Source organism: Rhizobium sp. 1399 (assembly GCF_031455475.1).
Lineage (GTDB): Bacteria > Pseudomonadota > Alphaproteobacteria > Rhizobiales > Rhizobiaceae > Rhizobium.
The window spans coordinates 76,037-101,574 of the sequence record NZ_JAVDSU010000007.1 but is presented as its reverse complement, the minus strand read 5'-3'; the positions used below and the strand labels follow the sequence as shown (position 1 = coordinate 101,574).

Annotated in this window: 22 protein-coding genes and 1 tRNA gene; 10 read left to right on the top strand and 13 right to left on the bottom strand. The window is 60.5% G+C overall.

Annotated elements, in window-relative coordinates:
* Positions 1-4 precede the first annotated feature (4 nt).
* The 3 genes from J2X71_RS22005 to J2X71_RS21995 all read right to left on the bottom strand — a co-directional run bounded on the left by J2X71_RS22005 (position 5) and on the right by J2X71_RS21995 (position 8,544).
* Positions 5-6,112, bottom strand: a complete 6,108-nt coding sequence (locus J2X71_RS22005) for a translocation/assembly module TamB domain-containing protein (RefSeq protein WP_310385469.1) — start codon at positions 6,110-6,112, stop codon at positions 5-7.
* A gap of 78 nt (positions 6,113-6,190) precedes the next feature.
* Entirely contained in the window at positions 6,191-8,116 is a 1,926-nt protein-coding gene (locus tag J2X71_RS22000; RefSeq protein ID WP_310384914.1) for an autotransporter assembly complex family protein, read from the bottom strand.
* 173 nt (positions 8,117-8,289) lie between these two features.
* Complete coding sequence (locus tag J2X71_RS21995) at positions 8,290-8,544, bottom strand: YMGG-like glycine zipper-containing protein (RefSeq protein WP_007822262.1); 255 nt, start codon at positions 8,542-8,544, stop codon at positions 8,290-8,292.
* 333 nt (positions 8,545-8,877) lie between these two features.
* Here J2X71_RS21995 and hemA point away from each other — a divergent pair, with 333 nt between their 5' ends.
* Positions 8,878-10,092: a 5-aminolevulinate synthase gene (gene hemA / locus J2X71_RS21990; protein ID WP_310385467.1), complete on the top strand. Its 1,215-nt coding sequence runs from the start codon at positions 8,878-8,880 to the stop codon at positions 10,090-10,092.
* 33 nt (positions 10,093-10,125) lie between these two features.
* Here hemA and dxr read toward each other — a convergent pair whose 3' ends face one another.
* Positions 10,126-11,301, bottom strand: a complete 1,176-nt coding sequence (dxr, locus tag J2X71_RS21985) for a 1-deoxy-D-xylulose-5-phosphate reductoisomerase (protein ID WP_310385465.1) — start codon at positions 11,299-11,301, stop codon at positions 10,126-10,128.
* Between the two features lie 379 nt (positions 11,302-11,680).
* On the opposite strand from dxr, the gene J2X71_RS21980 reads away from it, so the two are divergent.
* The 3 genes from J2X71_RS21980 to J2X71_RS21970 all read left to right on the top strand — a co-directional run bounded on the left by J2X71_RS21980 (position 11,681) and on the right by J2X71_RS21970 (position 13,567).
* Positions 11,681-12,328, top strand: coding sequence for a hypothetical protein (locus J2X71_RS21980; protein ID WP_310384911.1), 648 nt, complete (start codon positions 11,681-11,683; stop codon positions 12,326-12,328).
* A 57-nt stretch (positions 12,329-12,385) separates the two neighbouring features.
* Entirely contained in the window at positions 12,386-12,676 is a 291-nt protein-coding gene (locus J2X71_RS21975) for a BON domain-containing protein (RefSeq protein WP_113319726.1), read from the top strand.
* Between the two features lie 93 nt (positions 12,677-12,769).
* Positions 12,770-13,567 (top strand): class I SAM-dependent methyltransferase, encoded by a 798-nt coding sequence (locus J2X71_RS21970; protein ID WP_310384907.1) that lies wholly within the window; start codon positions 12,770-12,772, stop codon positions 13,565-13,567.
* On the opposite strand, the gene J2X71_RS21965 is transcribed toward J2X71_RS21970, so the two are convergent.
* A complete protein-coding gene (locus J2X71_RS21965) occupies positions 13,568-13,729 on the bottom strand; it encodes a hypothetical protein (RefSeq protein ID WP_310384905.1) in 162 nt (53 codons plus the stop codon).
* A gap of 105 nt (positions 13,730-13,834) precedes the next feature.
* The gene (locus J2X71_RS21960; protein WP_310384903.1) at positions 13,835-14,086 is read right to left on the bottom strand and encodes a hypothetical protein; all 252 of its coding nucleotides are present in this window, start codon (positions 14,084-14,086) and stop codon (positions 13,835-13,837) included.
* Positions 14,087-14,230: 144 nt separating this feature from the next.
* Here J2X71_RS21960 and J2X71_RS21955 point away from each other — a divergent pair, with 144 nt between their 5' ends.
* A complete protein-coding gene (locus J2X71_RS21955) occupies positions 14,231-14,740 on the top strand; it encodes a DUF2937 family protein (RefSeq protein ID WP_113319723.1) in 510 nt (169 codons plus the stop codon).
* A 5-nt stretch (positions 14,741-14,745) separates the two neighbouring features.
* Here the strand turns inward: J2X71_RS21955 and J2X71_RS21950 are convergent.
* Positions 14,746-14,822: transfer RNA gene (locus J2X71_RS21950), tRNA-Arg, on the bottom strand.
* 72 nt (positions 14,823-14,894) lie between these two features.
* Complete coding sequence (locus tag J2X71_RS21945; protein WP_310384901.1) at positions 14,895-16,058, bottom strand: M20 aminoacylase family protein; 1,164 nt, start codon at positions 16,056-16,058, stop codon at positions 14,895-14,897.
* 156 nt (positions 16,059-16,214) lie between these two features.
* Here J2X71_RS21945 and J2X71_RS21940 point away from each other — a divergent pair, with 156 nt between their 5' ends.
* Both J2X71_RS21940 and J2X71_RS21935 read left to right on the top strand, forming a co-directional pair.
* The gene (locus J2X71_RS21940) at positions 16,215-17,348 is read left to right on the top strand and encodes a D-alanyl-D-alanine carboxypeptidase family protein (RefSeq protein WP_310384899.1); all 1,134 of its coding nucleotides are present in this window, start codon (positions 16,215-16,217) and stop codon (positions 17,346-17,348) included.
* Positions 17,349-17,357: 9 nt separating this feature from the next.
* Positions 17,358-18,500: a GTP-binding protein gene (locus tag J2X71_RS21935; protein ID WP_310384897.1), complete on the top strand. Its 1,143-nt coding sequence runs from the start codon at positions 17,358-17,360 to the stop codon at positions 18,498-18,500.
* A 12-nt stretch (positions 18,501-18,512) separates the two neighbouring features.
* Here J2X71_RS21935 and J2X71_RS21930 read toward each other — a convergent pair whose 3' ends face one another.
* From J2X71_RS21930 to J2X71_RS21910, 5 genes are all read right to left on the bottom strand, one after another.
* Positions 18,513-18,737, bottom strand: coding sequence for a sulfurtransferase TusA family protein (locus tag J2X71_RS21930; RefSeq protein WP_310384895.1), 225 nt, complete (start codon positions 18,735-18,737; stop codon positions 18,513-18,515).
* Positions 18,738-18,742: 5 nt separating this feature from the next.
* Positions 18,743-19,969, bottom strand: coding sequence for a murein L,D-transpeptidase family protein (locus J2X71_RS21925; protein ID WP_310384892.1), 1,227 nt, complete (start codon positions 19,967-19,969; stop codon positions 18,743-18,745).
* A 194-nt stretch (positions 19,970-20,163) separates the two neighbouring features.
* Complete coding sequence (locus J2X71_RS21920; protein ID WP_113319717.1) at positions 20,164-21,117, bottom strand: acetyl-CoA carboxylase carboxyltransferase subunit alpha; 954 nt, start codon at positions 21,115-21,117, stop codon at positions 20,164-20,166.
* A 62-nt stretch (positions 21,118-21,179) separates the two neighbouring features.
* Positions 21,180-22,133, bottom strand: coding sequence for a site-specific tyrosine recombinase XerD (xerD, locus tag J2X71_RS21915; RefSeq protein ID WP_310384890.1), 954 nt, complete (start codon positions 22,131-22,133; stop codon positions 21,180-21,182).
* Between the two features lie 4 nt (positions 22,134-22,137).
* Positions 22,138-22,314 (bottom strand): hypothetical protein, encoded by a 177-nt coding sequence (locus J2X71_RS21910; RefSeq protein WP_007822234.1) that lies wholly within the window; start codon positions 22,312-22,314, stop codon positions 22,138-22,140.
* Positions 22,315-22,462: 148 nt separating this feature from the next.
* Between J2X71_RS21910 and J2X71_RS21905 the strand changes: the two genes are divergently transcribed.
* Genes J2X71_RS21905 through J2X71_RS21895 form a run of 3 tightly spaced genes read left to right on the top strand, consistent with a single transcriptional unit; the run spans position 22,463 to position 25,490 of the window.
* Entirely contained in the window at positions 22,463-23,053 is a 591-nt protein-coding gene (locus J2X71_RS21905) for a shikimate kinase (RefSeq protein ID WP_007822233.1), read from the top strand.
* A complete protein-coding gene (gene aroB / locus J2X71_RS21900; protein WP_310384886.1) occupies positions 23,050-24,180 on the top strand; it encodes a 3-dehydroquinate synthase in 1,131 nt (376 codons plus the stop codon). The genes J2X71_RS21905 and aroB overlap by 4 nt, the downstream gene beginning before the upstream one ends.
* A complete protein-coding gene (locus J2X71_RS21895) occupies positions 24,180-25,490 on the top strand; it encodes an HlyC/CorC family transporter (protein ID WP_113319714.1) in 1,311 nt (436 codons plus the stop codon). The genes aroB and J2X71_RS21895 overlap by 1 nt, the downstream gene beginning before the upstream one ends.
* The last annotated feature ends 48 nt before the right edge of the window (positions 25,491-25,538 follow it).

Here is a 25,538-nt window from a genome sequence, read left to right as displayed (position 1 = left end):
GGCCTCAATATTCATGCTCGTAGACGATGCCCGCTTCGCCTGCACCATTTCCGCCGGCGGCACCCCGCAGCTTCACGCCGCGGCCGACATCCAGATTGATGATTGCCTTGGCGCCGGCTTCTCCGCCCTGCTGCAGCTCGAAATAGGTCCGTTCGTTGAGGTAGCGGCCGACACTGACGCTGGTCCGGCCCTTCGCGTCCGTGCTGATGTCGAGGTCGTCGACGCCAAGCTGGTTGCGGAGCCCTTCGAAGAGCGATGTCGAACGATTGCCGGCGAGCTGGCTGACGGCATCGGCAAGCTGGGCGATCTGTACTGGCGACAGGCGGGACATGGATTGGCCGAAGATGAGCTGGGCCAGCACTTCGTCCTGCGGCAGGGCAGGTGACGAGGAGAAAGTGATGGCGGGGTCGGTTGCGAGGCCCGCGACATCCACCGTGAGTGTCGTCGTGCCTGACGTGGAAGTGGCCTCCATGTCGAGGGCGGGCGTCAGGTCGCCGGCAAATGTGATGCGGCTGCGGTCGGAGAAATCGAGACGGCGGTTGAGGATCGTCAGACGGCCGCGGCGCATGGTGAAGGCACCGGCAACTTCGGGCGCGGCAGCCGAGCCGCGGATCGTGATGTTCCCGCCGACTTCCGCATCGATACCGCGGCCGCGCACGAAGATCTGCGAGGGTGCATCGAGCTGGATATCCAGCATGATGGTCGAAGATTTTTCCCGGGGCTGCTGCTGAGCATTGTCCCGGAGTTGGGCAAGCACTGCGGGCGGCGCGTGGATATGGCGGATATCGATTTCACGCAGCGATGTCGGCAGCCTCTCCGGTACGGTGATCGAAGCCTTGTCGATGTGAAGCTTACCATCAAGCGTGGGATTGGAAAGCAGCGGTCCCCTAAGGCCGAGCGTGCCGTCGACTGTTGCGACAACCAGCGTGCCGTCGACATAGACCGCGTGGTCCAGGCGGATGGAAAGATCGGCGGGGAAACTGCCGCTGATGCCAACCGAACCGCTCGCCGAGATCGAGCCGCCGCTTGCGAGCCTGCCGTTCAGCCGCGAAATGATGGCCTGCTGACCGTTGAACGTGATGGTCGCGCCAAGGCCTTCGAGGGCGAGGTTGCGGCGCACGTCGATCAGCTTTGCGCCATCCGTGGTGACCGTTCCGTTGATGACAGGGGCCGCCGTCGTGCCGCTGACTTCCAGGTTCACGTTGGCGACGCCCTCGGCAACAAGACCTTGCTGGGCGAGCTGTGCGCCGAGAACGCCGAAGGGAAGGCTGCCGTTGAAACGCATCGACATCGCGCGGTTGCCTGTCATTGCGAGAGTGCCGCCGCCTTTCAGAGAAAGTCCACCGTCGCCGGCGAGACTGGTGTCGACCGTTAGGCGGTTGTCGGCCAGCTTGCCGCTTGCGCCAAGGGTGAGTGGCGCAAGGCCGGCGCTCTTGGTCTGGCTCGTTTCGGCATTCTTCCAGTCGACCTTGAAATCGACCGAGGGAAGAGGAAGCGATCCCGAGGCAGTCGCCGTCGCCGTGATGGCGCCTTCGGCACCAAGGTTCGGAACGAACCCATTGGCGACGGCCGCCGGCAGATTGACGATATCGGCCTTGGCATTGACGCCCTTGACGGTCGTTCCGGCTATATCGAGATTGCCCGCTGCCTTCAGCGAGACACCACCATTGCCGTTGAGATTGGCGTCGAAATCCAGCCGGTCTTTGCTGAGCTTGCCCGAAGCGGCGAGCGTCAGGCCGGAGAGCCCGGCAGTTCTGGTCTGTTTCGTTCCGGCGTTTTTCCAGTCGATCTTGAAATCGGCGGAGGGGGCGGTGAGCGATCCGGAGGCCGTCGCCGTCGCTGTGACGATGCCTTCTGCTCCAATATCAGGGACGAACCCGTTGGCGACGGCCGCCGGCAGATTGGTGATATCGGCCTTTGCATCGATGCCCTGGATCGTGGTGCCTGCCAATGCGAGATTGCCGGCGGCTTTCAGCGAGACGCCACCTTTGCCATTCAAACTGGCGTCGAAATCCAGACGGTTGCTGACGTATTTTCCCGACGCGGCAAGCGCCAGGCCAGAAAGACCGGCGGTCTTGGTTTGGCGCGTTGCCGCGTTCGTCCAGTCGAGCTTGAAATCAACCACCGGCTCTGTCGGCGTGCCTGAGGTGACGGCAGCGCCGGAGATTATGCCCTCAGCACCAAGACCTGGCACGAAGCCATTGGCGAGGTTTGCGGGCAGGCCGGCAATGTCAGCGTTGACGGCGAGGTCGCGAATGGCGGTGCCGTCGATCGTCACACCGCCGTTCGCTTTCAGCAGCGCGCCGTTGCCGCTGCCGAGATTGGCGTCGAAATCGACCCTGTTGTTTTCATATTTGCCAGTGGCCTTGGCGGAAAGATCGGTGAGGCCGTTGCTCTTCGTCTGGCGCGTTGCCGCATTTGCCCAGGCCAGATCGAAAGTGACTGCCGGTGTCGGCAGCGAGCCGGAGGCCGACGCCTTGCCGGAAATCGTGCCTTCGGCGCCCAGATCGGGAACGAAGCCGTTGGCAAGGCCGGCTGGAAGGTTTGCGAGATCTGCATCGACCTTCAGATTGCGCACTGCCGTCCCAGCAAGCTCGACATTGCCCGTCGCCTTCAGCGACAGGGCCTTCGGTCCGGCGAGGTTGGCATCGAAATCGAGTTTTTGGTCAGCAAAATGGCCGGTCGCCGTAAGGTCCAGTCCGGTCAGGCCGGCGGTCTTGGTGTGCCGTGTCGTGGCGTCCTGCCAGCTGAGCTTGAAATCCGCAGCCGGTGCTGCAGGCGTCCCTGACGCCGAGGCTGTGCCCGAAATCGTTCCGCCGGCGTCGAGATCCTTCACGAAACCGTTGGCGATATTGGCAGGAACATTCGCAAGCTCGGCATCGACCTTGATGTTGCCGATCGTGGTTCCGGTAATAGCGACATTACCGAGCGCTTTCAGCGATAGTCCGCCCTTGCCGGTGAGCGCCGTATCGAAATCGAGCTTGTTATCCGCAAACCTGCCGGATGCGTTGAGCGACAGACCGGCAAGCTTGGCGCTCTTTGTCTGGCTCGTCGCGGCGTTTTTCCAGTTCAGCTTGAAATCGGCCGCTGGTGCCGCGGGCGTGCCTGTTGCCGTGACCGTTCCCGAAACCGTACCTTCTGCAGCAAGATCGGGAACAAAGCCGTTGGCGAGCTTTGCCGGCAGGCTGACGATGTCGGCGTTGATATTGAGGGTCGGGCCATTCGGATCCGCAAGGCCGACGTCGCCCGCCGCCTTCAAGGAAAGGCCGTCAGCGCCGCTAATGCCGCCATCGAAGTTCAGCTTGTTGTCGGCGAAGGTGCCCGATGTCGAGATGCCGAGAGGGGCGATGCTGGCGCCTTTTGTATGGCTGGTGGCCGCATCCTTCCAATCGAGCTTGAAATTGACTGTGGGAGCGGCCGGTGTCCCGGTTACGTTCACCGTCCCGGAAATCGTGCCGTCGGCGGCAAGATTGGGAACGAAGCTGTTGGCAAGGCTTGCCGGCAGGTCGGAGATGACGGCATCGAGCTTCAGGGTCTCACCAGCCGAACCGGTGACCGATACCGAGCCGCTGCCGGTCTTGACGGTCAGACCGTTCAGGCTGGCAACTCCCTTCGTGACGTTGACCTGTGCAGGTGACGCCAGTTCGACCGGAATGTTGTGCGGCTTGGCGGCGAAGCGATCGAGACTGAGATCGATCATGCCGCCTGCAGACTGCACGCTGCCGGCGGCCTGCAGCGGATTGCCGTCATAGCCTGCATCCAGATTGAAGTCGGTGCGGGTCTGCTGCTGGACGAAATCAAGCGCAATGCCGGTAAGCTTGTTGGTACCGACGCCGAACTCGTCGGCCCGTATCGTGCCGCTGGCCGCAAAAGCCTTGATATCGCTGACGGTCACGTCGATCGTCGGCTTGGCGATCGTCAGTGTGTCGCGGTGAATGCCGCCGCCGTTGGCGGCAACCTTGAGCGCGATCTTGCCGTCATTGCCGGTGATATCTACGGAGCCCTTGAGGTCGCCTTCCGCCTTCTGGCCACCGAGAGCGGCAAGCAGGCTGATATCAGGGAAGTCGAAGGTCAGCACACCCGCCGGCGTCATGTCTGACGAAAGCGTGAGGTTGCCCTCCAGGCGATTGCTGCCGACAGCGGCCGTCAGCGCGGGGATAGAAATGATCCCCTTCTCGGACTTGACGTCTCCATTGATGCCGATCGGCTGGCCGTCGATCGTGCCGGTCGCGGCGATCCGGCCCTGCGGAGCAGCAGGATCGGCAGAGCCCGTGAGGTCGATGTTGAGATCGCCGACCTTGCGATCGGCCATCTGCAGGCTGGCGGCTTTCACATTGGCGGTGAGCGCAAGTGCTGGAAGCGTGCCGCTTGCCTTGATGCTGTAATCCGCTTCCCCACTCGTGCCCGACAGCAGCTTGCCGATATCGGGAAGCTTGCCGGCGAGATCGGCCGTCAGCACGTCATCTTCGAGCGCGACATTGCCGCCTGCCTCGATGGTCGGGGATTTGATCGTGATGTTCGACAACGTCACCTTGGAGGGGATCGTGCCGGCAATCTGGGTTTCGAGGTTGATCGGTGCATCGAACTTTTCGGCGACGGCCGGCGGCAAGGCGGCGGGCTGGACGGTAAATTTCGCATTGCCGGTCAGCGTATTGTCGGCCAGGCGATAGGAGCCGTTGAGATCGGCGCCGATATTGGCGCTTTCGACGGTCGTGCCGTTGAAGCCGATGCCGTTGCGCGAAATCTGAAGCGGCGCGACGAGTGTGATCGGACCCCGAACCGCGCGGTTGAGGTTGGGCTCGGTGAAGGTGGCGTCACCCGCGACGAGGCGCAACTGGATATCGCCGGCACCATTGGCGAGATTGAAGGCATCGCTCTTGGCCGTCAGCTTGACGTTGCCGATATCGGCCTGTGGCATCGTGGCGGAATCCAGCGATCCGCTGGCGTTGATGCGCACGGCCTGTGCCTGTCCGGTCATCGCCAGATTGAGGCCCGAAATCATGAAGCGCGCTTCGCCATCGGCAAGCGGCCAGCGGAAATCGACCGGACCCGAGGTGCCGAGCACATTAGCATTCAGGCTGTTATTGCCGGCAGGATCGAGCGTGCCGGAAGCGGCGATGACGACGCTGCCGGTCGCGAGATTGCCGGTCTGAATATCGATCTTGCCATGATTGTCGAAGGTCGCGGATACATCGATATTCGTCTGGCCTGCAAAAAGCGGCCGGAATGCCATGGGGAGCAGCGAGCTTACATCGCCGCCGCCCTTGAGGTCGAGATGATGCAAGCCGTCGGGCGTGATTGCGTGCTTGCCTTCCAGCGAGGCACGTTGCTGGCCATCGAGAGCAGCCTGCAGCTTGCCGTTCCAGTCCGAGATCGGACCTTCGCCGTTGAGCGCAATATTGACCGCCGGGCTGCCGGGCAGACCGAGAAAGCCGGCGAGCAGGCCGCCCTGCGGTTCGGCAAGCTGGGCGTTCAGCCGCAGATGGCCGTTTGCCGGGGTGAAGGCGACATCGGCGGAGAGCTTTGCGTCGGGAACCTGGTGGCGGTTGACGTTAACAAGCGCTTCGCCGCCATCGCCATCGGCTCTGAGGTTGCCGGTGGCGGCAAGCGAGAAGGCGCGGCCGGTCAGCGGTGCGCCAAGGGAAATATCGGGCAAGGCGATATGTTCGATATCGATCTTCAACGGCAGCCGGAAGCCTCCGCTGCTTCCCTCCTCCGGAGTCGCCGGCCTAGACGGGAGGGTGCGTACCGGCTGGCGGCGGAGGTCGATGGAGGCGACGGATACCTGTCTGGCGTGGAAGGTGCCGGTCAGCAGCGCCAGGGGATCCCAGTCGACGGCGATGCCGTGGATTTCTGCAAATGTGCCACGCGTGTCCGACAGGGTGATCTCGGCTGCTCGCAGCCCGCCGGTCAGCAGGCCCTCGGGTTCGCGCACGGATATCGTCATATCGCGGTTGGAGAGCGCGGAAGCGACATTTTCGGTGATGATGCGGGCACCGAAGGAGGTGAAGCCGAAGATCGCCAAAGCAATGACGGCAAGGATAATCGCCGCGCCGAGGCCGTAGCCGACGAGCCGCATTATCCAGTTCATGATTTTCGCCAACATTTGCATAAGAGCGGACACTATCCCGTTTTCATGACAGCTCACAGGTCGGAAAACACTGCGAAATCGGCATTCCTGATAACTGGCCTAGAACGACTGGCCTATGCCGGCATAAATTCCATAATCCGTCCCACCGTCGTACTTGTTCAGCGGTACGGCAAAATCAAGCCGAAGGGGGCCGAAAGGCGTTGCATAGCGGATACCGGCGCCTGCGCCGGCCCTGATATCGGAAAAATCAGGCGCAATGCTGCCCGAAACCGTGCCGACATCGAGGAAGGGCACAATGCCGATCGTATCGGTGATCCTGATACGCGCCTCAAAGGAGCCGGTCACATAGGAACGACCGCCGGTGGCCTCGTCGTTTTCGTTATAGGGCGAGATTTCCTGATAGCCGTAACCACGCACGGAACCGCCGCCGCCGGCGAAGAAACGCTGGGTGGCGGGAATATCCTGAACGCCGTCGCCGCCGATCAGCGTGCCGGCCGCGAGCTTGGCGGCCAGCACGATGCCGTCTTCGGCGCCGAGACCGAGATAGCCTGATATCGAGCCCTCGAAGGCCGAATAGACCGTTCCGTTCATGAACTCATAGCCCGGCTTTGCCGACAGCGTGGCGTGGTAGCCCCCGGTCGGATTGTATTTGTCGTCGCGGGCGTCGCGATCATAAGTGATCGGCAGCGTGAAGGTCAGATAGTTGTTGTTGCCGAAAGCGTCGTCGTCATTCTCGAAGCTCACCTCGCCGGCTGCAGAGATGGTGTCCTGATCCGTCAATTCATAGGAGAGGCCGAGCGAGGCGGTGATGAGCTTGGCATTATAGGCATCCGGATTTTGCGTCTTGGCGACGATTCCGGCCTTAAGGGTGGCGGACGGATTGATGAAGCCCGGTTTCGTGAAGAGAATGCCGGCGGAGTAATCGAGATCGCCGAGGTCGGACGCTTCGCCGAGGCGTGAGACGGCGCCTTCGATGCGCAGCGATTCGGCCCCGCCGAACAGGTTGCGATGGCCCCAGTAACCGTTGACGCCGAAACCGTCGATCGTCGAATATTGCGCGCCGATGCCGAGGTAGCGCCGCTTGCCTTCGGAAACCTCGATCGTCATGGGCAAGGTACCATCGGAGGCCAGTGCGTCGCCTTCGTGGATCGTCACACTGGAGAACACGCCAAGCGCGCGCAGGCGCTCGCCTGCCTTCCTCAATGCCTCGGGCGAATAGGCTTCGCCCTTCTGCAGGCGGGAATAACGTTGGATGAATTCCGGCTTGACCCTTTCCTCGCCAGTGACGCCGACGTCGCCGATCGGAGCAACCGGACCACCTTCGGCAGCGAGAACGATATCGACGGTGTTCTTGCTATGGTCGGCGACCACGCGCCGCTCCGTCAGCTTGGCAAAGGGCCTGCCTTCGCTCTTCAACTGGTCGACGATCGTATCACCGGCTTTGATGACGGCGAGCGAGCCGGCTTGCTCGCCGGGCGCCAGATCATAATCGGCGGGATTGCGGTGCGCAGCATCGCCGCCGAACTGCACTTCATTGACAGTGAAGACCGGGCCAGGCGCTATATCCACCTTGACTGGGATGGGCTTTGAGCGATCGAAAGTCGGGTTGGGTGGCAGATCGTCTATGTTGCGGCCGTCGATGGTAATCGTCACCACGCCGCCGTAGCGCGCCTTTTCGTAGAGTGTGGCGATCAGCCTGTCGCGGTCGTCGCGGGCTTTCACGACGACGCCCAGATCGCCTGAAACCGGACGCTTCTTGTCGCCGACGAGACGAGAGCTGTTCTCCAGCGCCTCCTTGAGGTCGCTATCGGCTGTCCCGGTTTCCAGGTCGACATCATAGCGCACAGGATCGGGCACCTGCAGGTTTTCGTCCTCGTCCTTGCCGAATATGGTGATGCCAAAAAGCTTGAATGCGTAAGCATTGCCCACGAGGACTGGTGAAAATGCAGCCGCCGCTGCGACCAGCACCATGGCGCCTGCTCGATACGCAATACCCGTTCTCAGGCCCGTCCCTCTAATCCGCATCCGCCGCTTTTGGGTTACATTAAAATGAAGCTCTGCGTTCCCCAGCCGACAGCAAGCTTAGCGGCAAAATCGCGCCACGTGTACCAATTTAAACTGCTGGCGCACTAATTTAGTACAAAAAAATCCCGGACGAGGGTCCGGGATTTCCATTTTTCCCATTCTGATTGCAGATCTCAGCGGCAATCATCGATGTAGCGGCGGCCATACCGGTCCCGGTAGTAGCATTGGCCGGGCTGCTCTGCGACCCTGCCGATAAGCGCGCCCGAAACGCCGCCGATCGCTGCGCCGACTGCCGCGCCGCGCACGTCGCCGGTGACCACGCCGCCGATAACCGCACCAGACGCCGCGCCGATACCGGCCCCCTGTTGCGTGGGTGTGCAGCTTGCGATCGAAAGGCCGATCAATGCGAGTACGAGGACTTTTTTCATCTCTTCTCTCCGAGGTTTTTGGCGCCCCATCGGGCGGATGTCGTCCCTAACCTGTTTTTTTCCCAGGCTAGCCCGAAAACTATGTCGCAAGAAGGGCTTGTCCACCATCACCAAGCTTTTTTCGTAAGGCGCGGATTTCTTTCCACGATAAAAAGCGAATTTGTCGCCGGAATTGACGTCGATCAATTTCCCCGATCACGGCTCGCTTATTTTTTATCTGGAATCATTCAAAAGTCTGCGCCTTTTGCCGCAGTTGATGTTAAATCAGGGACGAAAGGGTTGACGTCCGGTTGCCGTCTCAGCAAGAAACAGCCGTACGAACTGGAGCATATGATGGATTTCGAAGCGTTTTTCAAAAGCGAGTTGGACGGGCTTCACACTGAGGGCCGTTACCGCGTTTTTGCCGATCTGGAGCGCCATCGCGGTAACTTTCCGCGTGCGACCCGCCACACGGCGAATGGCGAACAGGAAGTGACCGTCTGGTGCTCTAATGACTATCTCGGCATGGGCCAGCACCCCAAGGTGATCGAGGCGATGAAGGAAGCCATCGATCACTGTGGCGCGGGTGCGGGAGGCACCCGGAATATCTCTGGCACCAACCACTACCATGTTCTGCTTGAGCAGGAGCTCGCTGATCTGCATGGCAAGGAAGCCGCGCTGACCTTCACATCCGGCTATGTTTCCAACTGGGCGGCGCTCGGGACGCTCGGCGCCAAGATCCCCGGCCTCATCATCTTCTCCGATGCTTTCAACCATGCCTCGATGATCGAGGGCATCCGCTACGCCAAGTGCGAGAAGGTCATCTGGAAGCACAATGACGTGGCCGACCTCGAAGCCAGGCTCGCTGCTGCCGATCCCAAGGCGCCGAAGCTCATCGCCTTCGAATCCGTCTATTCGATGGATGGCGATATCGCGCCAATCAAGGAAATCTGCGATCTCGCCGACAAATACGGCGCCATGACCTATCTCGATGAAGTCCATGCCGTCGGCATGTACGGTCCGCGCGGCGGCGGTATTGCCGAGCGCGAAGGCCTGATGGACCGCATCACCGTTATCGAAGGCACGCTTGCCAAGGCATTCGGCGTCATGGGTGGTTATATCGCGGCTTCCGCCGCGCTCTGCGATTTCATCCGCTCATTTGCGTCGGGCTTCATCTTCACGACGTCGCTACCGCCGGCCCTCGCTGCCGGCTCGGTCGCCTCGATCCGGCATCTGAAGGCAAGCCCCTTCGAACGCGCGCGCCATCAGGACCGCGTGCGAAAACTGCGCACGCTGCTTGACCAGCAGGGCATTCCGCACATGCCGAACCCGAGCCATATTGTGCCGGTCATGGTCGGCGATGCCGCCAAGTGCAAGTGGATCTCGGATCTGCTGCTCGACAATTTCGGCGTCTATGTGCAGCCGATCAATTATCCGACGGTGCCGAAGAAGACCGAGCGCCTGCGCATCACGCCGACGCCGCTGCATTCGGATGCCGATATCGAGCATCTCGTCGGCGCGCTGCATTCGCTCTGGTCGCGCTGCGCGCTTGCCCGTCACGTCGCTTGACGTCACGGCGCCTGATTTTTCAGGAAAATTTCTTTATCGGATGAGCCCGGCAGCCCGCTGCCGGGCTTCCTTGTCTGCGGCGAACACGTCGTCCATCGTCGCGGCCGCTGGCAGATCGATGAGATCGTCCATCACTTTTTCGGTGATCTCAGCCATGGCGAGGAAGGGCAGGCGGCCCTCGATGAAGGCTTCGAGCGCCACTTCCTTGGCGCCGTTCAGCACTGCGCCCTGGACGCCGCCGCGCGTCATCGCCAACCGAGCAAGCCGGAGCGCAGGGAAACGTTTTTCATCCGGAGCCTCGAAGTCCAGCCGTGCCAGTTTGGCGAAATCCAGCCGCTCGATCGGCAGGTTCGCCCGGCGCGGATGGGAGAGGGCGTAGCCAATTGCGGTACGCATATCCGGTGCGCCGAGCTGTGCCAGCACCGAGCCATCCGTATAGCCGACCATCGAATGGATGACCGACTGCGGATGAACGATCACCTCCACCTGCTCGGGGCGCAGGCCGAAAAGGTGCTTCGCCTCGATCATCTCCAGCGCCTTGTTGAACAGCGACGCACTGTCGATGGAAATCTTCAGGCCCATCGACCATCTCGGATGGGCGCGTGCGGTCTCGACCGTGACGTTGGCCATCTCCTCCAGTGAGGACGTGCGGAAGGGACCGCCTGATGCCGTCAGGATGATACGTTCCACGGCATGGCGCTGGTTTTCCTCCAGCACCTGGAAGATCGCATTGTGTTCGCTATCGACAGGCAACAGCTTGCCGCCACCGTTTCTCACCGACTCGATGAAAAGATCGCCTGCCGAAACAAGGCATTCCTTGTTGGCGAGCGCGATATCGGCGCCGCGGCGCGCCGCGGCAAGAGTAGGAGCAAGGCCGGCCGTGCCGACGATGGCTGCCATCACCCAGTCCGCCTCGCGGTCTGCCGCCTCCATCAGGCCGGATTTGCCGGCAGCGACTGCGATGCCGCTGCCCGAAAGCTCGCTTTTCAGTGATTCGTAATGCCGGTCATTGGCGATGACGGCCAGCTGCGCGCCCGACGATTTCGCTTGCTGGGCCAGCAATTCTACATTGCCGTTGCCGGTCAGGACGGAAATTTCGAAATTGTCCCGGCCGCCCAGATGATCGATGACATTGAGCGTATTTTGGCCGATCGAGCCGGTCGAACCGAAGATACTGAGGCGCCGAGGCGCGGTTTCGCTCGTCATCATGGTCGATTTCGCAAGAAATTGCATATTCGGCATCGGCTCTACAGGGGATCGTGGGAGGCAGCAAGTGTGCGGTGCAGCAAATTTCAACTCCAGAGGGGGTTTACATAGGTTCGCCATGATGTGATCCTGACAACAGTCCTCACGGGGATGATCATTTGCTGCGGCCGGTTGCGGCCGAAAAGGCAAATCCGCTGGGCACTGATGTGTCCGACGAGCAACCGGCAATTTATGCCATTGGCCGCGGGCCAAAGAAAAATCGAAGACTGAACCGGGATTGCGTGTTTGCGCCATCCTTCATTGCGTTCGACGCGAGCGCTCCACGTCCGCTCTGCGCCTATTGGTGCGCGATCGGCGTGCTAGTTCAAAACGATGCGATATTATGACGAAAATAAAGATTGCATGCTTTGTTTTTGCCCTTCTGCCGCTGGCCAATCCGGTATTTGCGGATGATCTGGTGATCTGGTCGCCGGTGAAGGTATCCACCAGTTCCTACAAAACGACGGTCGGGTTCCGCCTGCCGATGGAATGGGAGACGAGCGCCGGCGCAGATCTCGCGCTAGCCTCCAACAAGAGCGGGGCACCGTTGCCGAATTCTGGCCAGGCGATGCTCTGGGGCAAGCTGCAGAAGGTGAGCGTTACGCCGGCCAGCCGTGCGCAGCAGGATGTGACGCTGCAGGTCGATACGTTACGCGGCAGCGGCGCGCTTATGCTCAGCCGTTCGCGAAGCTGGATACTCTCAGATTCGCTCGACATGCAGACGACACGCGCGGTGAGCCTCGGTTACAGCGCCGTCGATGCGCGGCAGGCGACGGTGTCGGCTTCCCAGGCGGTCAAGCTGATCTATCCGTGGACCGGCACATCGATTTCGGCCGGGAGCAGCGTCAGCGATTTCAATGGCGACTTTTCCAGTACCGTTGCCGTCAGCCAGAACATCCTACCCAATCTCGGCCTGAGCGCGTCTGTGTCCGATCCGCTTTCGACGGGGCGGACGGGAAATGTCAATTTGAACTATCAGCTTCGCTGGTAGGCGAAACCAAAGTCCTGTCAGCCGCGTTTCTCCCTCACCACCAAGGAGGACAGAACGATGGTCTTCAAGGAACAGACCTTTCATGGTCATCTGCCCGAAGCTGAGGCTGAATATGCCAATCGTGCGACGCTGGAATCTGCGGTTGCCAATGCACTGGCCGTTGCTGGCGGTATCGATGCATCCGATGTCGAGGTTACGGCCGAAGGCGACGAGATCGTTTTGAGCGGCCACGTCGGTACGGTTGATGAAATCGAGCGGGCAACAGTCATCGCAAGAACAGTTGAAGGCGTGCATACGGTTCGCAACCGTATTTTGCTTGCGGACTCGATGGTTAATGTTCGACATTAACTATTAACCAAACATTAACTTTATGTAAGTTTATCCGCGCCGACCCCTGACCTAGGTTTGGACCTATTCCAGCCCCGAAAGTCAGGTGTTTTGATGCATCAGATGGAAATGATCAATCGTCGGACATGGAGCAGCCCGCTCTCCCGACGCGACTATCGCAATGGCAGCGGTTTCATCAATGAAGGCGAACGTATGGCGCTTGGCATTGGCCTCGCCAATGCTAAGGGCGGCAGCGTCCTCGATATCGGTGTCGGCGGAGGCCGCACCGCAGCGCTTCTTGCCAGCGAGGCGGACAACTATGTTGGCATCGACTATACGCCCGAGATGGTGACGCTTGCGCGCTCCAACCATCCGGGCCTTCGTTTTGAAAATATGGATGCACGTGATCTTTCGGCCTTTGCCAATGGCTCCTTCGATCTCGTCGTTTTCAGCTATAACGGTATCGACTCCGTCGATGCGGATGGACGCAGATCGGTCCTGCGTGAAGTATTGCGCGTGCTGAAGGCCGGCGGCACGTTTGCCTTTTCGACCTTCAATCGCAATTGGCATGGTTTTGGTGAAAACCGCGCCCGTTCTTCCATCGTCTGGTCCAACCATCCGGTGAAGCTGAGCTTCCGGCTCCTCAAGCACGCAATGGGACTGGTGCGGGAACGTCGTTTCGCGCCACTGGAGCAGCGGCATGGCGAACATGCGATCTTGCTGCATCGCGCCCATGATTTCGGCATCATGGTCTATGCCACGACACCCGGTCAGCTGCGCTCACAACTCACCGAAAGCGGTTTTACCGGCGAACCGTTGCTCTTTTCGGTCGATGGTCGCCCGCTTGGTGGCGAAACCCTGGCAGACGAGGAATATTTCCACGTCGTGGCACGCAAGCCGTCGCTCAGCTGATCAGCCGAAGCGCTCGGTCAGGAAACCGGCGGGGGCCTTTTCACCGACGAGCCGATCGGTCTTATGTGTGGCGACGGGGCCTTGCGGCTGGTAGCTGATGGCGATGAGCAGACCGCAGGCGATTGCGCCGCCAATTGCAAGAAGAGTCATTCGAATACGCATGATGGATACTCCTGTTTTGCCGGTAAAACGCGGGAAAAATTCCGAAGTTCCTCATGCTTGAGAACAGCAGACCCCGGCCGGGTCTCCAGCCGGGGTCTTCGTATCTTAGCGGCAGACACGGGTCTTCTTGATCACGGTTTCGCCGTGGCTATGGATGCGTTCCGTGCGGGTCACGCAATCATGCGAAACGCGGCGAGGCGGCAGGTGATGGCGGTAGTAAGGACGATCCGCCATGCGGTGGTGATATCCGTCTCCGCCATTGTCAGTTGTGATGGTTACGCTGGCCGCCTGCGAAGGCAGAGCAGCGGCGAAAATCGTAACCGCAGCAAATGCAGAAGCGATGATAGTATTCTTCATGACAAGCCTCTCTTTCTAAGTTGGTCGGGTGATCAACTCGAACGAAGCGCAATCAGTTCAATCACATAGCGTTACCAAATGTGTCAGTGGCAACCTTTGCCCGCTCGAAATCGTTCTGGTGTCGGAACAGCCGGAGACATCGTCATGGGACAGATTGGAAGGGCCGTCACACTGGTCGTTGGACTTGCCGGCGGCACGCTTTTCTCGCAGGCGCCGGAATTCGCACAGCAATATCGCCAGCGTATCGGCGGGGCGATCGACGAGCTCAGGATCATCGTCGACGACTTCACGAAACAGGCCGCCGACCATCATCTCGATCGTCAGCAGGCGCTCGATGTCTATGCCCGTTCTCCCGACGATTTCCTGCGCGATCGCGGCCTTTCGATGCGCAGTACGCTGGAGCGCTATGAGCGCCTCGTCACCCAGCAATCGGATCTCGGTAGTGCGCCGCCGGTCGCCAAGCCCTTCGTGTTGATGCGCGATGCCGATGAGGGGATAATTGCCAATACATGGCGCGACTTCGTGCCCGGCGTCCCCGTCAGCTTCGCCGGCCTCGTCTGGGCGGCAATCGGCTTCCTCGGCAGTTGGATCGTCGCGGCACTGTTCGGGGTTGGCGCAAAACGCGCCGTGCGGTGGCGACCTGGCTATCGGTGAGAGAGTGGTGATCCCGACGCGATTCGAACGCGTGACCCCCAGATTAGGAATCTGGTGCTCTATCCTGCTGAGCTACGGGACCACTTGGATGCCATGCATACAAAAGGCTTGGCAGGAAGCCAAGCCTTTTCAGTATTTCTAATGTCGTTTCATCTCAGGCGCCGAGGCGCTGTTCGGCAAGGCGCACCCAGTAGGAAATGCCGTGGGCGATGGCTTCGTCGTTGAAGTCGTAGGCCGGGTTATGCAGGCCGGCGGTGTCGCCGTTGCCGATGAAGATGAAGGCGCCGGGGCGGGCGTTCAGCATGTAGGAGAAATCCTCGCCGCCCATCATCGGATCGACCTCGGGATTGACGTTGGCTTCGCCGGCAATGTCGCTGGCGATGGCGACGGCATGTTCCGTTTCATCCGCATGGTTGAAGGTGACGGGGTAGTTGCGGTGGAAGTTGATGTCGGCTGCCGCACCATGGGCAGCGCAGATGCCTTCCACGACTTCGCGAAGGCGTGCTTCGGCCTGGGCGCGCACCTCGTCATCAAGCGTGCGGATCGTGCCGGCGAAGGTTGCGTCATTGGGGATGACGTTATGGGCGAAGCCGGCATTGAACTTGGTGACGGAGACGACGACCGAGCGCAGCGGATTGACGCTGCGCGAGGCGATCAGTTGCAGGTTCGAGACGATCTGCGCGCCGATGGCGATCGGGTCGATCGTACGGTGCGGCTGCGCTGCATGGCCGCCGCGGCCCTTGATGGTGACGGTGAATTCGTCGGTCGCCGCCATGATGGGACCTTTGCGGGTGGCGAACTGGCCGACGGGCAGGCCCGGCAGATTGTGCATGCCGTAGACCTCTTCGATGCCGAAGCGCTCCATCATGCCGTCCTTCACCATCAGGTTGCCGCCGCCGCCGCCTTCTTCGGCGGGCTGAAAGATCACAGCGACATTGCCATTGAAGTTGCGGGTCTCTGCGAGATATTTCGCTGCACCCAGCAGCATGGCGGTATGGCCGTCATGACCGCAGGCGTGCATCTTGCCAGGTGTTTTCGATGCCCAAGGTTTGCCAGTGATTTCGGTGAGCGGCAGGGCATCCATATCGGCGCGCAGGCCGACCGTGCGGCTGCCTTCGCCCTTGCCCTTGATGAGGCCGACGACGCCTGTGCGACCGATGCCGGTGACGATTTCATCGACGCCGAATTCCTTAAGCTTTTCAGCAACGAAGGCAGCGGTATTTTCGACTGCGAAGAGAAGTTCCGGCCGCGCATGGATGTGGCGGCGCCACTCTGCGACTTCGTCCTGAAGTTCGGCGGCTCTATTCAGAATCGGCATTCTTGGCTTCCTGTGAATGAAATGCGTGGGGCCTGTCTGAAAGCATCACAAGGGCGTGATGCCTTGGAAATAACTTAGTCAATGACCTTTGCCATGTCATAGCCATATAGGGTAAATAGGGGAAGGTTTCGAGATAATTCCCTGAAGGACGAGCACTTGTCGACGCGCCCCGATCGTTTGTTCGCCGCTTTGCGGCCCTTTTCTTTTATAGCGACAGCAACAGCGGTTCTTGTCTCGTCCGTTACACTTGCTGAGGCCAATCCGCATATTCTCGTCGACGTGCAGACCGGCCGGGTGCTGGAGCATGAAGAAGCCTTCCGCAAGTGGTATCCGGCTTCACTGACCAAACTCATGACCGTTTATACGGTATTCGATGCAATCCGCTCCGGCCAGATCAGCCTCGACACGCCCGTTGTCATGAGCAAGCGGGCAGCCGCCGAACCGCCGGCCAAGATGGGCTTCAAGCCGGGCCAGAAATTCACGCTCGACAGCGCGCTCAAGATCCTGATGGTGAAGTCGGCGAACGATATCGCGGTCGCCGTCGCCGAGGCGGTCAGCGGCACCGAGGAAGCTTTCGTTGTCCGCATGAATGCCGAAGCGGCGAAGCTCGGCATGTCGGATTCGCATTTCATCAATCCGAACGGCCTGCCGGGCAAGGGGCAGTTTACGACGGCTCGCGACCTCGCGATCCTGTCGGTGGCGCTGCGCCGGGACTTCCCGCAATATGCCGGCTATTTTTCGCTGGAAGGCTTTACGACCGGCAAGCAGAACGTTCCGAACATCAATATGCTGATCGGCCGTTTTGCCGGTGCCGACGGTATGAAGACCGGCTTTATCTGCGCTTCGGGCTTCAACCAGATCGGTTCGGCGACACGCAGCGGCCGCACGCTGGTTTCCGTCGTGCTCGGCACCGACAGCCTGGCGGCCCGCGCTGACGCCACTGCCAATCTGCTGCAGAAGGGCTTCACCACACAGTTTGCAGCAAATGATACACTGGGTTCGCTGAGGCCCTATGGTCCGGGGCAGGACCAGGTGAATGACATCACGGCCGATATTTGCAGCGCCAAGGGCGCGAAGGTGCGCAGCGAAACGCGCGACGAGGTCGGCCGCATGAAGGTGCAGTCGCCCTATATTCACGAGATGGATCACGAGCCGCAATTCGTGTTCGCCGGCCTCATTCCGGGGCAGGATACGCAGCCGGTTGCGCAGAACGACAAGACCGCCAAGGGTGACGCGGTCGAGGCGCTCGCCAATGTGCCGGTTCCGCTCCCGCGGCCGAAATCCTTCTAAGGAAAAACCATGAGCACGTTTAGCGACAAGATCCCGGTCACAATCCTGACCGGCTTCCTCGGCGCCGGAAAATCGACGCTTCTGAATCGTATCCTCAAAGATCCTGCCATGAAGGATGCGGCCGTCATCATCAATGAATTCGGCGATGTCGGCATCGACCATCTGCTGGTCGAAAGCTCCGGCGATTCCATTATCGAGCTCTCCGACGGCTGCCTCTGCTGCACCGTGCGCGGGGAACTGGTCGATACGCTGGCGAACCTTATGGATGCCGTGCAGACAGGCCGTGTGAAGCCGGTCAAGCGCGTGGTCATCGAAACCACCGGTCTTGCCGATCCGGCTCCCGTCATGCAGGCGATCATGGGCAATCCGATTGTTGCGCAGAATTTCGAGCTCGATGGTGTGGTCACCGTCGTCGATGCCGTGAACGGCCTACAGACGCTCGACAATCATGAGGAGGCGCGCAAGCAGACGGCTGTCGCCGATCGGCTCATCGTTTCGAAACAGAGCATAGCGGGTGACACGGATGCGCTGATGGCACGTCTGCATGGCCTCAATCCGCGTGCCGCCATCATGGATGCCGACAGCGATGAGGCAGGCTCAGCGCGTATTTTCGTCAACGGGCTTTATGATCCCGGCACAAAAATCGCCGATGTCCGCCGCTGGCTGCATGATGAGGACGAGCATGAGGGCCATCATGATCATGGCCACGATCACGGTCATCACCACCATCATCATGGCCACGAGCATCAGGACCCGCACGACGTCAATCGTCACGATGCGTCGATCCGTTCCTTCTCGATCATCGAGGAGAAGGCAATCGATCCGATGGCGCTCGAAATGTTCATCGATCTCCTGCGTTCGGCGCATGGAGAGAAGCTTCTGCGCATGAAGGCGATCATCGCCACATCAGACCGGCCGGAACGCCCGCTGGTGCTGCACGGCGTCCAGAGCATCTTCCACCCGCCGGTGCGGCTTGCTGCCTGGCCGGATCCTGAGGACCGGCGCACGCGCATGGTGCTGATCACCAAGGATCTGCCGGAGGCTTTCGTGAAAGATCTTTTCGATGCCTTCCTCGGCAAGCCGCGGATCGATACGCCTGACCGGGCTGCGCTCAGCGACAATCCGCTCGCCATTCCGGGCATGCGGATTTAATCAGAAAACGCTCTATCCCTTGCGGATCAGGAAACGGTGGCCGCGCTCGGTCTTTTCCGTGCTGACCAGATCGTGGCCATCTTCATTGCAGAAATGCGGGATGTCGATGGCGGCAAGCGGATCGCTGGTGTCGACGAGGATCATCGCACCGCTTGGCATGGCCGTCAGCTTCTTGCGCGTCTTGATGACGGGGAGCGGGCATTTCAGCCCGCGCAGATCGTAGAGAATGGCGTCCAAGCCGATCAGTTCCTGGCCCAGAACTTCCAGAACGGCTTCTTGGTGGCGTCGGCGGTTTCCTGCGGCGCGGGCTCGGGCGCGGCATAGGCCAGCGGGTTCTGCATCGGCACCGGAATATTGGCCGGCAGCGCTGCAGCGACGGTCGTGGCTTGAGCCTGCGTCGTCGGCGTCGCAGTCGCTGCGGTCTTGGCAGCAACGCTCTTCGCGGCCTGATTGGCCATCATGTCTTCGAGTTCGGCAACCTTGACCATGCGGCCGGCTTCCAGCGAGGTGCCCGTTGGCGCAAAAGCCAGTTCGCGGCCTTTGCGGAGCTTGGCGACAACAGCCTTGCGCTCGGCCTCTGTCGGGTCGTACCAGGCAAGGCCGTCATATTTTTTCAGGGCCGTCTGATAGTCGGCGTCATAAGTCTTGTCGTAGGAAGCGAGAGCCGCTGTCAGTGCGGGCGGCGTTGACATGGCCGGGCACTTGCCGGCCGGATTGAAGCTGCCGCCATCGGTTGCCTGCTGGTTGAAGACGTATTTCTTCTCGCAGACATTCACTTCCGGCGGGCGCTTGGTGACTTCGAAATTGTCGTAGCCGACCTTCAGCATCTTCCAGAAATCGTAGTTCTGATCGAGACGATGCTTGACCATGTTCTCGGCCGTCATGCGGAAGGGGAAGGCCTGAAGCTGTACCGTTTCCTGACCACCCTTGAGGGCGTCGCGGGCAAAGGCGTAGATTTCCAGAACCTGCTGGTCGGTCATGGAGTAGCAGCCTGACGACGAGCAGGCGCCATGGATCATCAGATCACTGCCGGAGCGGCCGTTGACGGCATCATAGCGGTTCGGGAAACCGGTGTTGATGGCGAGATAATATTTGGAATTGGGGTTCAGGTTAGAGCGAGTGAGGTTGTAGAAACCTTCTGGCGCCTGACGGTCGCCGGTCTTCACCTTCGGGCCGAGTTTGCCGGACCAGGCGCAGATCTTGTAGTCGGCGATCTTGTCGAAACGGTTGTTCGTCTTCGCCTTCCAGATTTCCAGCGCGCCTTCTTCCTTGAAGATGCGGATCATGATCGGCGAGTTGCGGTCCATGCCCTTGGCCGACATGTCGGCAAGGATGCGGCTCGGAAGCGGCTGCTCCACCTTGTTCCTGACGGTCGAGAGGTCGATACCCTGCGCGGATTCCAATGCGTCATTGCAGCCGGTCAGAGCCAGCGCCATGAGCGAAACATAGGCAAGATGACGTATGCGCATTCAATCAGCCCATCAATAATGCGACCCAACCCGCTTACGGAAACCGGGCGTAGCGCGGAATCATAGGCGGCTTATACTTGATAAATCCTTACCAGCCTATGACTTACCCCGAAGCGCCCTGCAAGCACTGATGTTACAGATAACATTATTGTGGCCAAGATTTGGCCTCAATCAACTACGCAGACCTGCGGATTTTACAGATTGCGGCCCATGGCGAGGAACTTCTGGCGGCGGTCATTACGCAGTTGTTCGCCGGAACGGGAGGCCATTTCGGCAAGCGCGTTGGAGATTATATCGCCGGTGGCGGCGATGACGCTGTCGGGATCACGGTGGGCGCCGCCGAGCGGCTCGGGGATAATGCCGTCGATGACGCCGAGTGCCTTCAAGTCCTCCGCCGTGATCTTCATATTGGTCGCCGCTTCCTTGGCGCGGGTGGAATCACGCCAGAGGATCGAGGCGGCGCCTTCCGGCGAGATGACGCTGTAGATCGAATGTTCGAGCATGTAGACGCGGTTGCCGGTAGCAATCGCGATCGCGCCGCCTGAGCCGCCTTCGCCGATGACGATCGAGATCAGTGGCACCTTCACGCCGAGGCACATCTCCGTCGAACGGGCGATGGCTTCGGCCTGACCGCGCTCTTCGGCGCCGACACCCGGATAGGCGCCTGCGGTATCGACGAGGGTGATGACCGGAAGCTGAAAACGATCCGCCATTTCGAGGATACGGATCGCCTTGCGGTAACCTTCAGGACGGGCGCTGCCGAAATTGTGCTTCAGGCGGCTCTTGGTGTCGTTGCCCTTTTCCTGACCAATGACGGCGACCGGCTGGCCGCGAAAGCGGGCAAGGCCAGCCTGGATGGCGGCATCCTCGGAAAACTTGCGGTCGCCGGCAAGCGGCGTGAATTCCTGGAAGAGCGTCTTGGCATAATCGACGAAATGGGGACGCTGCGGATGGCGCGCGACCTGCGTCTTCTGCCAGGCGTTGAGCTTCGAATAGATCTCGACGATCGCCTCGCGGACGCGGACTTCGAGCCTGCCGACCTCGTCGGAGGTGTCGATGCTTTCGTCTTCCGTCGCCAGCTTCTTAAGCTCGATGATCTTACCTTCGAGGTCGGAGATCGGCTTTTCGAAGTCGAGATAGTTGTGCATGAGGTGCGTTTCCGTTCCTTGTGCGCGGGGCAGTTTCCTGGTTCCGTCCCTTGTCGCCGGTCCTATTCGTGCTTTTTCGCCTGTTTTGCAAGGGGGTGGTGCGTATGGACGAGTTGCTGGAGCCGTTCTTCCAGAACATGCGTATAGATTTGTGTCGTCGAAATGTCTGAATGGCCGAGGAGTTCCTGCACCACGCGCAGGTCCGCGCCGTTGGCCAGAAGGTGGCTCGCGAAGGCGTGTCGCATGACGTGCGGCGAAATCATCGAAGGTGTGAGGCCGGCGCGGATTGCCAGATTCTTGAGATCGCGGGCGAAGACCTGGCGCGGCAAGTATCCCTCTTTCGAGGCGGCCGGGAAGAGCCAGGGGCTCTCCTGGGGCTGTTTTGATGCGGCGTTTTCCGACGCCAGCATGCCGCCGTAGGATTTCAGAGCGGCAATGGCCGATTGGGAAAGCGGTACCAGCCGCTCCTTGTTGCCCTTGCCGCGGATCATCAGGAAACGGCCTTCCTGATCGAGAACGCGGGCTGGAAGCGAGACGAGCTCGCTGACACGCATGCCGGTGGCATAGAGCAGTTCCAGCAGCGCCAGCATGCGCATGCGGTGAAGCTGGCCGGGGGCAGGGTCAGCGGCCTCGGTTTCTGCCTGAGTAAGCAGCTTGGTCACTTCCTCGACGCCCATCGTCTTCGGCAGGGAGCGGCCCTTTTTCGGCGCGTCGAGAATGCCGGTCGGATCGTCGGTGCGCAGGCCCTCGGCATAGAGGAATTTGTAGAACTGCCGCATGGAGGCAAGGCGGCGGGCTTGCGAGGAAGGCTTGAAACCCTGCGTGGATAGCGAACTGAGATAGGCGCCGAGATCGCCCGAAGCCGCTTCGGTCAGGCGAATGCTGCGGCCGTGCAGGAAGGAGCGCAAGTCGTCCAGATCGCGTTCGTAGGATTGCAGCGTATTGACCGCAGCACCCCGCTCGGCACTCATCATTTCCAGAAATGATTCCACATGGACGCGGCCGAGATCCTTCATCGCGTCACTTCTTCGTGGTGTTGATCGTGCCCGTCGACGGCGGGTTTACCCGCTCGGAGGGGATGCGGATCGTCACGTCCCGCTCCTGCGGCTCGACGAAGGTGACGAGCGCCCACATCGCTCCATAGATCAGTCCGGCGATGACCGCCAGGACGGACAGGAAACGGATCAGGCTCGGCATCCGGCTACTCCTTAGAACTCTGCTTCTGTTATAAGAAGCATGTTTGCAAGTGCAAGAAGCGGCAGTGAGACCATGATTCCCTTGCCCGCGACTTGACGCTACACCCGCATTTGTCGATACCGTTTGCAAACAAAGTGTGAATGGACCGATGAGTGAACCCCCAGTTTCCGTTGCAGACAGCCTGAGAGACAGAGCTCGCGCCGCGCTCGGTTCACGCAATCTGATCCTCGTCGGCCTCATGGGCGCCGGAAAATCCTCGGTCGGCCGCCTCCTTGCGCAGCAGCTCGGCGTTCCCTTCATCGACAGCGATATAGAGATCGAGCGCGTCTCGCGCATGACGATCACGGAGCTTTTCGCGGCCTATGGAGAAGAAGAGTTCCGGGCGCTCGAAGCACGGGTGATGAAGCGTCTGCTGAAGGGCGGGCCGCGCGTCGTCTCTACCGGCGGCGGCGCCTTCATCAACGCCCGTACGCGCAGGCATATCAAGAAGGGCGGCCTTTCGGTCTGGCTGAAGGCCGATCTCGACGTGCTCTGGGACCGGGTCAACAAGCGCGATACACGTCCGCTGCTCAAGACCGAAAACCCGAAGCAGACGCTCGAAAATCTGATGAACGCCCGCTACCCCGTTTATGCCGAAGCCGATCTCACGGTGCTTTCGCGCGACGTGCGCAAGGAAGTCATGGCCGATGAAGTGCTGAGAGCCGTGGTCGAGGCCCAGAAGGAAAGTGCAGTATCATGAACGCGATCACCTCCGCTTCCGCCGTCCGCAAGGTGCATGTACCGCTTGGCGAACGTGCCTATGACATTCTGATCGGGCCAGGGCTGATCGCCAGAGCCGGGGGCGAGATCGGCTCGCGGCTCAAGGGCCGCAAGGCGGCTATCATAACCGACGAGCATGTGGCACCGCTTTATCTCGATGCCTTGAAGGCGAGCCTCGATACCGCCGGCATCGCATCGGCGGCGGTCGTGCTGCCAGCCGGAGAGAAGACCAAGAGTTTCGAGCATCTGGTCAATGTCTGCGACAAGGTTCTCGAAGCGCGCGTCGAACGCAATGACTATGTCATCGCGCTTGGCGGCGGCGTCATCGGCGACCTCTCGGGTTTTGCGGCCGGCATCGTCAGGCGCGGCGTGCGCTTCGTACAGGTGCCGACTTCGCTGCTCGCTCAGGTGGATTCCTCCGTCGGCGGCAAGACCGGCATCAATAGCCGCCACGGCAAGAACCTCATCGGCGTTTTCCATCAGCCGGATCTGGTTCTCGCCGATACCGATGTCCTGAATTCCCTGAGCGAACGCGAATTCCGCGCCGGTTATGCCGAAGTCGCCAAGTATGGCCTGATCGACAAGCCGGACTTCTTCGCCTGGCTGGAGAACAACTGGCAGGCGGTCTTTGCAGGCGGTTCGGCCCGTATCGAAGCAATTGCGGTCAGCTGCCAGGCGAAGGCGGATGTCGTGGTTGCTGACGAGCGGGAAAACGGCCAGCGGGCGCTGCTCAATCTCGGCCACACCTTCGGTCACGCGCTGGAGGCCGCGACCGCCTATGACAGCAGCCGGCTGGTTCATGGTGAAGGCGTTTCTATCGGCATGGTGCTGGCGCATGAATTTTCGGCGCGCATGAACCTTGCGAGCCCCGATGATGCCCACCGCGTCGAGGCGCATCTTAAGGCGGTCGGCCTGCCGACCCGCATGTCGGAAATTCCAGGCAACCTGCCGCCGGCCGAAGTGCTGATGGATGCGATCGCGCAGGACAAGAAGGTCAAGGGCGGTAAGCTTACCTTCATCCTCACACGCGGCATCGGCCAGTCCTTCGTCGCCGATGACGTGCCGGCTTCCGAAGTGATCAGTTTTCTCAAGGAAAAACATCCCTGATGTCAGTCGAGGGCACCCTGGCGTTTTTATCGGTCTACTGGCCGGAGATCGTTTCGATCGTGGCCCTGGTACTGATGTCTGCCTTCTTTTCGGGATCCGAAACCGCGCTGACCGCCGTTTCGAGAAGCCGGATCCATACACTGGAAGCCAATGGCGACGAGCGCGCCGGTCTCGTCAGGACCCTCATCGAGCGTCGTGACCGGCTGATCGGTGCGCTGCTGATCGGTAACAACCTCGCCAATATTCTCTCATCGTCGCTGGCGACAAGCGTATTTCTGGGGATCTTCGGCAATTCCGGTGTGGCGCTGGCGACGCTTGCCATGACCATTATCCTCGTCATCTTCGCGGAGGTTCTGCCGAAGAGCTGGGCGATCTCCACGCCGGAGCGTTTTGCGCTCAATGTTGCAATACCGACACGGCTCTTCGTCGCCGTGGTCGGTCCACTCTCTTCCTTCGTCAATGCGATCGTGCGCCAGATCCTCGGTCTTTTCGGTATCAACCTGTCGCGCGAAGTCTCGATGCTGTCAGCGCATGAGGAGCTGCGCGGCGCCGTCGACCTGCTGCATCGCGAGGGTTCTGTCGTAAAGGCCGACCGTGACCGTCTCGGCGGCGTGCTCGATCTCGGCGAACTCGAGCTTTCCGATATCATGGTCCACCGCATGGCGATGCGGGCGATCAATGCCGACGATCCGCCCGAATCCGTGGTCCGGGCGATCCTCGAAAGCCCTTATACACGCATGCCGCTGTGGCGCGGTACGATCGACAACATCATCGGCGTCGTACACGCCAAGGATCTGTTGCGGGCGCTCGCCGAGCCGAACATGGAGCCGCAGCAGCTCGATATCGTGAAAATCGCCCAGAAACCCTGGTTCGTGCCCGACAGCACCAATCTCGAAGACCAGCTCAATGCCTTCCTCCGCCGCAAGCAGCATTTCGCCGTCGTCGTCGACGAATATGGCGAGGTGCAGGGCGTCGTGACGCTCGAGGATATTCTGGAGGAGATCGTCGGCGATATCTCCGACGAGCACGATATTGATATACAGGGCGTACGACAGGAGGCCGACGGTTCCATCGTCGTCGATGGTGGCGTATCAATCCGCGATCTCAACCGCGCGCTGGACTGGAACCTGCCGGATGAGGAGGCGACGACGATTGCCGGTCTCGTCATCCATGAATCGATGACCATTCCCGAGGAGCGACAGGCCTTCACTTTCTACGGCAAGCGCTTCGTCGTCATGAAGCGGGAAAAGAACCGCATCACCAAGCTGCGCATCCGCCCCGCCGAGGAAGACGAGACGAAACCCGCTTGACCAAGATTTCCGTTACCGGCGGCATTTCCGTGCGCCGGCTCATCCTAC